The sequence below is a fragment of the Myxosarcina sp. GI1 genome, from assembly GCF_000756305.1.
GTDB lineage: Bacteria > Cyanobacteriota > Cyanobacteriia > Cyanobacteriales > Xenococcaceae > Myxosarcina.
In genome coordinates this window covers 1-10916 of record NZ_JRFE01000048.1, presented here as the reverse complement: position 1 = coordinate 10916, position 10916 = coordinate 1, and the positions used below count along the sequence as shown (strand labels likewise).

Sequence of the window (10916 nt, the reverse complement as noted above, 5' to 3'; positions counted from 1 at the left end):
TACCCCAACCCCAAACTATAAGTAACACTAATAGGTAGGGCAGGAGCTGAGGGTTGGGGTATTATCTGATAATACCCCAACCCTCAGCTCCTGCCCTACCTATTAGTGTTACTTATAGTTTGGGGTTGGGGTATTGCCCTACTTAGAACCCTTGCCATATATAGCCTTCAGCCCTTACACCCGTAAGCTTCATTATATATAGCTTACAGGCTTTGTGTTATTGCATACATCTCAAACCCTTGCCCCGTATACCTTCTAAGTTTTGCATCCATGCAATTTTAGTTGCATTTTCTGGGGATCGATAAGCTCAAATGGCTATACTCAGGCTCAACTATCAATTATTTGTATCAGTCTCCCCAATTGCTCCTCTATCTATCAGCAATACTAATCTGTTTATAGTTGACTTTTAACGATAGTAGAGATATTATGATAGTAGAGAGCCAAAAGTAATTCACTTCAGTTCTCTCTACAAGTTTACTTTCCAAGTTTTACATCCTCTATTCTTCACTCTACTAACTCTCAACAAAATCATGTCTCTACATATTGAAATTAGCATCAGTTCTGACGAGCTTAGACAAGCAGCAGAAAACCTTATCTATGAGCTTGAAAGCAACTTTCCCCATTGCGTACCTGATGAAGATGCAATCGTACTTTACCTCAAAAGTCGCCTCGAATCCATCATCGAACAGTTTATTAGCTGTCCTAAATCTCATTTAGATAACTCTACTCTCTCTCAAGTTGAAAGCTACTTTAAGATGCCTTATTCCGCCTATCATCTGCTGATGTCCGAGGCTGTTTCTTTTCCTCCTCGTTAAACCACTTCTCAGGCGATTCTATATTGCCTTTCTCTACACTTCATTTTTTTATTCACTATGCTTACTGATTGCTCTCAATGTCGATACCTCGACCGCCATCCCAATCATCATGGCGATATCCTTTGTGCCGTTAATCCTGCTTATCCTAATATGTGGAAGCTTCTTAAAGATCTCGATCGCTCTACTCTTAATTCTCTTCCTGTCGATATTTGCACCCACTTTGAGATCGATCCCTCTCTTGCCAAAACCGAAATTACTCTTTCTCTTACTTTTCAGCAATGGCAACAGTTAGCTCGTAATTCCTCTGCTTCTAGCACCATACTTAACTTTTTCAAAGATAAGCAAATCGAACATTCCCTTTCTCTGACCAAAAACGATTGGCAAACTATAGCTAATTCTTCTAACAATTCTCACGTCCTCGATCACCTTGCCGAACATGGCATCGAACTAGAGCGAACCTCGCTGGATTAATGTTAATTCGAGAGCAATCGCTGCTATTTCTTACGATCGCTCTGACTCAGTGCTTTTAATTCGCTTTAATCGTGGTGCTATTTATCAATACGATAATATCTCCTCTGACTTCTTTGATGAGTTTCGTCATGCTAGCTCTTTAGGTGCGGAATGCACCGCCAGGCAAGCTCTTGAATTCAATTCAAGAGAACCTGGCGGGACTTTTTTTAACCAATTTATTAAAGACCGCTATACTTATCAACTACTTTGATTTACTCCTCTACTATCAAAAATATTGTTGACTTTTTCTTTTAATAGAGTTATTCTGATAGTAGAGATAAGAAAAAATTCACTTCCTAGTTTTCTTTCTCCTTCACTACATCTACTTTTCAAGCTTTCTATTATGACTTTATCTGCTATCATTACCGCTCTCGATTGCTTCATCAACGACTTTGTTGTTGTCTCTGCACTCGCTTTTTGTCTCCTCTTGCTATTTGAGCTAACCTTATCTTTCCTCGATTGTCTCGAACAGTATTCGACCGTATCCGATGAATTTTACCAACAGACCAAAGCTCTGCTTAATCCTGCTACCGAGCCAATTATCGAGCTAGACAAAGTAGAATTACCATCTTTTGAATTAATGACCATTCGGGAGCTTCGTGACTACATTCGCTCTCACAACCTTCATCACAGGGTTCATAACTCTACTGGTAAATCTGTACGGTCATCTCACGCATTTGAGGAAACCTCAAATGACGTGACCTCCTCTAATGCCTGTAAACATGAGCTTATTCAGGCTTTGGCTTGATTTTTTAGTTCTTGCTTTTAACTCAACTATCAGCAGTTTACTATCATGAATATTTCAGCTTCGCTCAAACAACAATTCGACCGCCTGAATATTCCTCTCGATACCCGTGTCTTAAAGGCGATGCCTTCGGCTAGGCTGAGTCTACGACTTGCGTATGCTTCCGCCAATCGCCCAACATCATCCTTCTCAAGTTCAAGCTGCTCTCAATCGTTTTTAGAACATACCTTAAGATAAACGCGATCGCTGCTCCTCAGAGACTAATATTCGTTTAACGTCGTTTCTGATGACTTGAAGTTGGTGATATTGTTCGCCTCAATATGATTATTATACAACATCAAAATGAGGTATAATTAGACATAAATAGATGACAAAATAATATGATGAACATCGCTTCAGTATTAAAGAATTCAGATCTAAATCCCGATATTTTACAGGATCGTGGCGCATACATTCAAACAATTCGACAGGGAGTTTCGGGAAAAATTGTCGAGCAGGCTGTCAGAGCTTCGGGAGAGCGAGAGTTATTCGTCCGTCTGCTGAGTACCAGTTCGGGTAACTTACACCGTCTGTATCATTCTCAGCTACTAACGAGAGTTCAAACTGAGGGAATCTTAGATACTTTAAAAGTGTTTGCCGATGCCATCGACGTATTTGGTGACGAAAACATAGCCAAAGAATGGTTGCATACCAGTATCCCCGCTCTTAATGGAGAATCGCCAATCGATTTATGCGACACTTTTGAAGGCAGAAAATTGGTTAGAGAAGCCTTAAGCGCGATCGAATATGGCGAGTTTGCCTGATGGAACTGTTTAGAATTACCCGCACTAAATATTTAGAAAATTATACAGGTCGTGGTGGCTCTTTTGCTAACGGTGCGCGGTGGAACGAACCTAGAATACCAGTGCTTTATTTCGCTTCTACTCCTAGTGTCGCCCTTCTAGAAATGGCAAATTATCTTCCTAACCCCAGACTAATTCCAGTAGATTATAGACTGGGAATCTATCATTTACCAGATAGCGTATCGAGTAGAATTTTGGAAGTAAAAGATCTACCCACAAATTGGAATCGCTACCCCTATCCCATTAGTACTCAGAAAATAGGTAGTCAATGGCTTAGTGAAGGTAGTAGTTTAATTTTGTTTGTACCTAGCGTTGCCGTACCTGCTGGTTTGGAAAATATTGCAGTAATTAATCCCCAACATTCAGAAATAAATCAGCTAAAGTTATTAGCTGTTGAATCGAGTCTCTATAACCCTCGCGCTTTTAAAGGATTGGGCGATTAAAGCTATTAGCAATATAATTTTTCTAGAGAAACAAATGAAAATTAAACAACCGCGATCGCAGTGTCTTCACTCATCTACTTCAATTTCTTTTCTTTTACAGCCTAATATTCCTCACCAACAATCTTCTGCCGTTGACCAATCGAATTCAACTACTATCAACAACTCTTTAAATTTTGTCTGCTTGACTCCTTCTGATAGTAACGCTATGCTGACAGTAGCAATGAGCAATAACTCCCTTCAACAACAAATTATAGAGAACCGAGTTTGAATCAAAATAATAGTCATCAAAAACTAGAAGCAGCAGTTGCTAAAGCCAAAACTCAATGGCTCAAGAATTTGTTGACAGAAAAATTACCAGAACTCTTTTCAGAATTGAGCAATTATCAAATCTGGTTTGATGAAATAGTAGAACACATGGAACATCGTGGCTTAGTCGAACCTCAGCAACAGAAAAACTACCTTACCGATGTTCGCAACGCTATCAAAGTAATTAATCCCAATCATCCTGCTCTAAATGTAGTTAAGTTCGACACCGAAACCTGGACGGAAATTAATAATGCTAGTAGCGATCGCCTTGCCGAAAGAAAGACCAAGTTCATTAGCGACCCCGAAGCAATAGTCAAACGAGCATCAACTCTTCTTAATAGTTATCGTTGGGCAGAAATCGCCGCAGGATTGGCAGTGCTGACGGGAAGAAGACATACCGAGGTCATTCAAACGGCAGAGTTTGAGTTAAAGACCAAATATAGCGTTATCTTTTCTGGCTCTCTCAAAAGAAGAGGGGAGTCGGTTAAGTGTGTCTTTGAAATTCCTACCCTYGCACCWGCYRMTAAGATTATCGARGCGATCGCTTCRCTGAGAGATAAATTAGGAGCAGAAATTCAAGACTTATCMCCACGTCAGATWAAYAAYMGSTATAGCGAACCCGTAGCCAAACARTGCGATCGCTTCTTTAGTGAGTTAGTACCTACCCGCGAAGGCAAAGATAATCTCTACACTCATCTATTTCGAGCCGTATATGCGACTATAGCAGCATACTGGTATTGTCCGCCGAGTGTACCCGAAATTGAATATCGTGCTGCCATACAGGGTCACTATCAAATTCTCGACGAGAAAGACCCRACMYTAAGACATAATTTTGCTGCTAGTCGCAAYTATTTTGAYTACAAAATTGCCGATGGTGAGGGTAACATAGATGGCAGACTGGGTTTAAAATTAGGCTTRCCCGATGTCCGAGTTATTGAAAGATATGYCGMTCGCRCYCCTGCTCCCACTACTAAATTTGCTYYYKCAGAKGYYAAARAYAAAGTTATAGYTCAATCGGATTCATCTCGGCAGTTACCTCCMAAACCTAAATCACAGGCTCGAACTGGTAAGCAATTATCTTTACCGATTATGAAACAGCAACTCTCAGCATTAACTATTCCCTCATTTTTGTTCCCACGTTTAGAATCGATCGCAGGGCGTTTGGGATTGACCCCAACCGACACCATAGAAGCTTTATTTCACTGGACGGAAGTGAGTTTAGCTTTAGCTGRGAGTTTAGAACTAGAAGAACTAAACCCCAATCTGCTGTTTGCTCGAATTGAAGAGTTACAGGCTCGACTGGAAGACAAGTCTATAATTCAATCGYCTTCAGAACCAAATAACTTAGTAGAACCTACCCATAATTTCGAGCGTGAGAGCATTAATAATCTCTGTGCTTCGGTCAGATTGCTCTCAGAGGCTATCTCTCGACAAAATAACGTAGAAATAGTAGCTAGCCCCAAGACCCCAAGTAACCCTCAGTCAACTCAGGCTAAGGCAGAAAAATTAGAGCCAGATAGTTCTTCTACTAGCAATAAGCCTCCACTAAACCAAGAAGATTCTACATCTAATAGCAACATAGACCTCGATCGTAATAACCTTTCTGAGTCTTCCCGTAAAGGCGATTATAGTCGTCTGGCAGAGGCTAAAGTTAATGAAGCGATCGATAAAATTATCGAGTTCAACAATGAGCGCGATCGCCCTTATAAAGACAAACTCTATATCAGTACAAGACTACTATATACTTTGACTGGTCATGCCGATTCCATAGTCAATCGGGTTAAAAAACAACGCAAAGAGGAAATAGATCTGCATCACCAACAGCACGAACTTGGTAGCTTTCATAATGCTCGTGGCAATAATCCCGTTCCAGTACAAGATATCATTCCCTTTGAACGTTTAGATATCTAGWMKWCTAGATATCCCCGAACCGCTCGATCATCGATTTAGCACGACGATAATTTGCTAGCTTTTGTCTTTGTTCATCTCTTTTCCTAGCTTCCTGCAATACTTTATTCTGCATAGACTTATGCTGCTCGTAATAGAYAAACAAYGCTTCTAWAAACACTTCYCGACTWATYTCTGCTTCCTGGCATTGCTGAGTCAAYCTTTGGRARAGGTTTTTCTCTAACCTAATCGTGCTTTGTTTGGTTTTTATCTCTTTAATGCCTGAYGAATTAGTTCCGTTACTCTCTGARTTARAACCTGACTTTTTTGACTCTTTAGTTKCAGATATCTCTAYTTCTCGATTGCTCGAACTAGGGATACTCTTGTTTGAGTTAGTAGTTGTATCTTGATAATTGTCTTGCTGTGGTTGCTCGACTGTTAAATTTAAAGATGAATCGCGTTTCTCTACAGTAGGCTTGGCTCGATTTCGCAATCTTTCTAAAGCGTCATCCTGACTCATTTATTTTTCTCTCTGGCTAATCTATACTGCAACTTTAGTTTGTATCTGCTTTTTCGACTCTGCTAGCAGTTCGATTATCTTTTCAAACGGATACTCTAAATCTGCYGCACYYAATTCACTTAATAGCTGTCCCTGRCGRGTAGCCTGTTTGAATTTTTCYGATTCTCTAATACTCGGTAGCACTGGTACRCCYTCGGCAAACTCTTTCATTGCCGTAATATTRTCTCTACTCTCTAAGGTYTGAGTTCTRCCTACCCAGCGATCKCGAAACGGTATTATCCCTAAAACTTTTCCTCTAAATGCCATCACTTGTGCTTGTTCGGCTAGAAACTTTTGGGTATCGAGCAGGGAATTTACTCCTTTAGTTGCTGACTCGGCAGGAATTAACACCCAGTCTGCCGCTCCTACTGCCGTCAGACAAATCTGCGACGCTCCTACTGCCGTCAGACAAATCTGCGAKCKCGTCGGCTGTACGTCGATAATCRCATAATCGAATARCTCTTTTACTGCTTCRAGTCTGAGCTTGAGGATTAATGCGCCCGTACCRCTACCGCTCAAGTATTCGCTGACTTTTGCTAGTCCACTATCGGCAGGAACTAAAAACAAATTWTCTTCAGCAGTGGGATAAATTCCRTCYTCTGTSSCTACTGTTCCTCTYAGTAACTCTAGTAGTGTTGGCTGATTATCGGCKACTTCRTGATTGAGRAAAAAGGTYAGRTTCGCTTGWGGRTCGCAGTCGATCGCCAAGACTTTTTTCCCCGCTCTRGCTAACATTTTTGCCAGRAAATAACAGGTGGTAGTTTTRCCCTGTCCTCCTGCCAARCTTACTGCTGCTAYGGTTTCCATTTTACAGAAATAGTAATTTTTCAGCCTTCTTTATAACCTCTSTWWYTYCAAWTGTCCATAATGTTAGTTTTCTTTACATTCAACTAAATTTAAACTTTGGTTTAATAAATTGTTTGTTTGCWGATACTAAGGTGTTAGGTTTTATACATTCTTTACTTACAGCTATCTTAAACTCTAGATACCTACACTTGTTACTTTTTAAATTACTTTTATGACTTTTTAGCTTCTTTTGTACTACGATGTGGGGGCTTTTTTCCTCTGGATTGATTTATTCTTTTGCCTTTAATTGAGTTTATTTTGGGCTACAAGCAGTTTCAATTGACTTTGACTAACTTTTACTTGTTTTAAACCTCTTTCTTCTTCTAAAGCCAAATATTTTTAGGCAGCAGCACTTTATTTCTCTGCTTTGCTTTGCTGCTTTATCTTCTGATGTACTCTTTGGATCTATATATTGAGCGATCGCTTTCCCGCAGATCGAGGAGTGATATCTCACAGCTTAATGTGTGTAAACTCACATCTCGACCATTTCAAAGGTTTCAGCGTTTTTACCCTAAAACACAAGAAGGAGCGATTACGCTCACAGAGGCTACCGCCTCAAAGCTGCTACCGCAGCGTATGCGCGTACGCGCTGTTAGCCTACGGATCGCATTTTTGAGAGCGAGCGAAAGTCCAGCTACTTAAAATTTCACAACGCTATTACAACGTATTTACCACAATTTTGGCTATAATTTACACAGTAGTTTCTTCTCTTTTTCTACTATGCCCAGACTTAGTTTTGACGTTAACGAACAATTTCAAGAAGATTTTGACAAATTAGTTGAATTGACTCACAGCACTTCTAAAGCCGAAGTTTTTCGTCGGGCGATCGCTCTTCTTAAAGTCGCCTCCGAAGCTCAGGCTAAAGGTGAAAAACTGATGATTGCTGACGAGAATCGTCATCCTATTACCGAAATCATTTTGCCATGACCCAACCCTCTGAGCCAGATCCTCAGTCCTTTATTACTCAAAATTTATTCGATTTAGCTCAAGGTTCAGATTGGAAGGTCAATCTCAGTAACGAGAATCCTGTCGATCGCGATTATCGTTTGCGACAAGACAGTTATGATGCCCAACATCGTCGCTGGCGAACTACGATTTTGTTTATCGCTATCTTGCTTGGAGTAGCTTTAGTTCTCTATTATTGCTTGCAGATACTCCTTAATCCTCAAGCAACTACTGATGACAAAAAATGGTCTACTGCCATAGCTGCTTCTATTATCAGTGCTGGTGTCGGATTTATTACTGGTTCAAAAGCTGTTGGGTAAGCACAGACTCGGAGCGATCGCGAAGCGGATGCCCTTCGGACTTATCGCCTCTTCTTTTTAAATCAATTCAACTTCTTTTATACTACAGTACGAGACTTTATTCCCCTCTGGATTAATTTGACTACTCTCCTTCTGATTAGGTTTATTTTGTGCTAGAAGCAGTTTCAATTATCTCTAGTAAACATTTACCCGTTTTAGTCTCTCCTTTCTTTATAAAGCCAAATATTTCGAGCAGCAGCACTTTCTAGTTTGCTCTGCTGCTTTTCTTTTGATGTAGTCTTTGGATCTATAAATGAGAGTTTAGTATCCCGCAGATTGAGGGGTGGGAACTCACAACTCGATCTGCTGGAACTCACATTTCTGAGTTTTCAATAGTTTCAGCCATTTTCTACTTTAGATAAGAAAATAAACGATCGCTCGAAAACAGAGTAGTGATTGGCTACGCCACTGTACTGGGCGCAATCGCACTTCCCCTAAACGCGATAATAAAAATAATTGAGATTTATCAAACCAGACTAATCATGAAACTCGATCGCATTACTAGCAATCCTGCCCGTATGAACGGACAACCTTGTATCCGCAACCTCCGCCTGACCGTCCGCCGTGTCATCGAGCTAATCGCTACCTACCCCGACCGCCAAGAACTCTATCAGGAGTTTCCCGAACTCGACGAAGAAGACATATTTCAAGCTTTAGTTTTCGCTTCTACTTATTTAGATGACCGTCAGATCGAATTCTCCGAGCCTTATGAGACTTCTGCTTGACCAAAGAAGTAGCAGCCACAAGCGATCGCTAGTCCTTTTTGATCTTTTTAACTTTTTTTATACTACGCTACGAGACTTTATTTTCTTCTGGATTAATTTCTGCTTCTGCCTTCAATTGTGCTTATTTTGGGCTACAAGCAGTTGCAGTTCCCTCTAATAAATTTACTCGCTTTAGACTTCTCTCTTCATCTTTAGCCATTTCTAAAGCGGCAACAGCAAACTGCTTTGTTGCTTTTTTTTGATGTAGTCTCTGTTCTATATATTGAGAGTTTAGTATCACGCACCTCAAGCTGCGGTATTCCTCATCTCGATCTGCTGGAACTCACATCTCCACCGTTTCAATACTTTCAGCCATTTTCTACTTTGAATAACAGATAACTTATTTCAAGCCAAAAACAGTTTATTTATATTGCGCTTTGTTAGTATAATTGTATTAATTTATTTTTCTAGTTAACTTTATCCTAGCCATTCAAGTTATGTCTAATCATACTGGCAGCCATATGCTCAACGAAGTTCTTAAAATGTTCGAGCGCGAATCTATGACTGTAACTCTGGTGAAATCTTGGACGATATTGGCGATCGCCTTGGCGTTTGTTATTACTGCCAACAAACAGCAACTCAATTTCGTCGCGGAGTTTGTCAACGCTGCTACGAACAAAATTATGCTCCATACGAAACTGAGCTTGACGACGACTAAAACACTTACTCAAAAGCAGTTGGCTTGGCTATTATCTCAAAGTGCAGGGGTAGCAACTTCAGCTAGCTATTTATTTCTACTGCTAGTTTAAACCCTAAGTTACTCAGAACACTACGAACACTGTTTAGTTGAGGATTTCCCTGAGCCGAGAGGGTTTTATATAAACTCTCTCGATTGCAATTAGTTGCTCGTGCCAATTCGCTCATTGTGCTGTTAGCTTTGACTACATCTCTAAGTGCCAGTAAAAAAACTTCTGGGTTTTCGTCTTCTAACGCTGCATTTAGATATTCTCTCGCTTCTTCTGGGTCGCTCAATGCTTTTAGTAAATCGTCCTCGTAATTTCTAGTTCTAGTCATTGCTACGCTCCTGATAATCTTGCCAATATTTCTTTGCTTGCCTAATATCTTTGTCTTGACTACTTTTATCACCTCCAGATAACAAAATGACGATGGCATCTCCTTCCTGCCCAAAATAGACTCGGTAGCCAGCACCAAATTTTATCCTCAGTTCCTTAACTCCTTCTCCTACAGACTTACAATCACCTAAGTTGCCCAATCGAATGCGGTTAAGTCTCGCTCGAACTATGGCACGAGCTTTTCTGTCTCTTAAAGCTTCCAGCCAGTCATTAAAGGGTGCGCTACCATCAGCTTTAACATAGGTGAGAATAGTTTTTTCCTTAGCTTCCACGATCTTCTGTAGTCTATAGGCTACAGTATAAACTTTTATCGCTTTATCAATTGCGACTCATCACAAGCAACACAGGCAGACAAGAAATTTTTTTGTTGCTCACAAAATATAGGCTAGATCTTCTGGCACTTGTCCCATGTATTCTATTGCCAAAGACTGCTCCTCTGCTGATTCTAAGGCTTGATAAATCTCTTCTTTTTTGGCTGAATGAGCAATAACTTTTCCAGCAATCGTTTCCAAATCTTCATCAGTTTCGCTATAGGCGACTAACACCCATTCTCCTCGATATTTCTGCTCGATCTCTTCTATAGTTAGTATTTCTGACATCCCCTCAACCTTTACTACTTTTCTTTTCTTTTATACTACACTACGAGGCTTTATCTCCCTCTGGATCGATTTGACTACTCTCCTTCTAATTGGGCTTATTTTGGGCTACAAGCAGTGTCAATTCCTTCTGGTAATCATTTACCTGTTTTAGTTTCTTCTCTCTTTTAAAGCCAAATTTTTCCTAGCAGCAGCGATTGCCTCTGGCAATCCGCCATTTCCTCTG

At 40.3% G+C, this 10916-nt stretch carries 15 protein-coding genes and 1 pseudogene; 12 read left to right on the top strand and 4 right to left on the bottom strand.

The window, feature by feature from the left end:
- Nucleotides 1-530 precede the first annotated feature (530 nt).
- The 8 genes and pseudogenes from KV40_RS26255 (at nucleotide 531) to KV40_RS32670 (ending at nucleotide 5572) form a co-directional block, all read left to right on the top strand.
- Nucleotides 531-815 carry a hypothetical protein gene (locus tag KV40_RS26255; RefSeq protein WP_036487513.1) on the top strand — a complete coding sequence of 95 codons (285 nt, stop codon included), beginning with the start codon at nucleotides 531-533 and terminating at the stop codon, nucleotides 813-815.
- Nucleotides 816-872: 57 nt separating this feature from the next.
- On the top strand, nucleotides 873-1286 hold the full coding sequence (locus tag KV40_RS26250; protein ID WP_156114193.1) for a hypothetical protein: 414 nt from the start codon (nucleotides 873-875) through the stop codon (nucleotides 1284-1286).
- Nucleotides 1282-1536, top strand: a complete 255-nt coding sequence (locus tag KV40_RS26245; protein WP_081942944.1) for a KTSC domain-containing protein — start codon at nucleotides 1282-1284, stop codon at nucleotides 1534-1536. Before KV40_RS26250 ends, KV40_RS26245 begins: the two co-directional genes overlap by 5 nt.
- Before the next feature lie 132 nt (nucleotides 1537-1668).
- Entirely contained in the window at nucleotides 1669-2073 is a 405-nt protein-coding gene (locus KV40_RS26240; RefSeq protein WP_036487509.1) for a hypothetical protein, read from the top strand.
- Nucleotides 2074-2450: 377 nt separating this feature from the next.
- Nucleotides 2451-2873, top strand: a complete 423-nt coding sequence (locus KV40_RS26235; protein WP_036487507.1) for an antitoxin Xre/MbcA/ParS toxin-binding domain-containing protein — start codon at nucleotides 2451-2453, stop codon at nucleotides 2871-2873.
- Complete coding sequence (locus KV40_RS26230) at nucleotides 2873-3355, top strand: RES family NAD+ phosphorylase (protein ID WP_036487506.1); 483 nt, start codon at nucleotides 2873-2875, stop codon at nucleotides 3353-3355. Before KV40_RS26235 ends, KV40_RS26230 begins: the two co-directional genes overlap by 1 nt.
- 34 nt (nucleotides 3356-3389) lie before the next feature.
- Nucleotides 3390-3623, top strand: a complete 234-nt coding sequence (locus KV40_RS26225; protein WP_036487504.1) for a hypothetical protein — start codon at nucleotides 3390-3392, stop codon at nucleotides 3621-3623.
- Nucleotides 3620-5572, top strand: a pseudogene (locus KV40_RS32670) (protelomerase family protein). Before KV40_RS26225 ends, KV40_RS32670 begins: the two are co-directional and overlap by 4 nt.
- A 517-nt stretch (nucleotides 5573-6089) precedes the next feature.
- Here the strand turns inward: KV40_RS32670 and KV40_RS26210 are convergent.
- Nucleotides 6090-6914, bottom strand: coding sequence for a ParA family protein (locus KV40_RS26210; RefSeq protein WP_036487503.1), 825 nt, complete (start codon nucleotides 6912-6914; stop codon nucleotides 6090-6092).
- A 759-nt stretch (nucleotides 6915-7673) separates the two neighbouring features.
- Here KV40_RS26210 and KV40_RS26205 point away from each other — a divergent pair.
- The 4 genes from KV40_RS26205 to KV40_RS35855 all read left to right on the top strand — a co-directional run bounded on the left by KV40_RS26205 (nucleotide 7674) and on the right by KV40_RS35855 (nucleotide 9770).
- Entirely contained in the window at nucleotides 7674-7880 is a 207-nt protein-coding gene (locus tag KV40_RS26205) for a hypothetical protein (protein ID WP_036487502.1), read from the top strand.
- Nucleotides 7877-8218 carry a hypothetical protein gene (locus tag KV40_RS26200; protein WP_036487501.1) on the top strand — a complete coding sequence of 114 codons (342 nt, stop codon included), beginning with the start codon at nucleotides 7877-7879 and terminating at the stop codon, nucleotides 8216-8218. Before KV40_RS26205 ends, KV40_RS26200 begins: the two co-directional genes overlap by 4 nt.
- Nucleotides 8219-8739: 521 nt before the next feature.
- Complete coding sequence (locus KV40_RS26195; protein ID WP_036487514.1) at nucleotides 8740-8982, top strand: DUF433 domain-containing protein; 243 nt, start codon at nucleotides 8740-8742, stop codon at nucleotides 8980-8982.
- 476 nt (nucleotides 8983-9458) lie between these two features.
- Nucleotides 9459-9770 (top strand): hypothetical protein, encoded by a 312-nt coding sequence (locus KV40_RS35855; RefSeq protein WP_172657349.1) that lies wholly within the window; start codon nucleotides 9459-9461, stop codon nucleotides 9768-9770.
- On the opposite strand, the gene KV40_RS26180 is transcribed toward KV40_RS35855, so the two are convergent.
- The 3 genes from KV40_RS26180 to KV40_RS26170 all read right to left on the bottom strand — a co-directional run bounded on the left by KV40_RS26180 (nucleotide 9742) and on the right by KV40_RS26170 (nucleotide 10693).
- The gene (locus KV40_RS26180) at nucleotides 9742-10035 is read right to left on the bottom strand and encodes an addiction module antidote protein (RefSeq protein WP_036487495.1); all 294 of its coding nucleotides are present in this window, start codon (nucleotides 10033-10035) and stop codon (nucleotides 9742-9744) included. The genes KV40_RS35855 and KV40_RS26180 overlap by 29 nt on opposite strands.
- Nucleotides 10028-10366 (bottom strand): type II toxin-antitoxin system RelE/ParE family toxin, encoded by a 339-nt coding sequence (locus KV40_RS26175; RefSeq protein WP_036487494.1) that lies wholly within the window; start codon nucleotides 10364-10366, stop codon nucleotides 10028-10030. Before KV40_RS26175 ends, KV40_RS26180 begins: the two co-directional genes overlap by 8 nt.
- Before the next feature lie 99 nt (nucleotides 10367-10465).
- Complete coding sequence (locus tag KV40_RS26170; RefSeq protein ID WP_036487493.1) at nucleotides 10466-10693, bottom strand: hypothetical protein; 228 nt, start codon at nucleotides 10691-10693, stop codon at nucleotides 10466-10468.
- Nucleotides 10694-10916 lie beyond the last annotated feature (223 nt).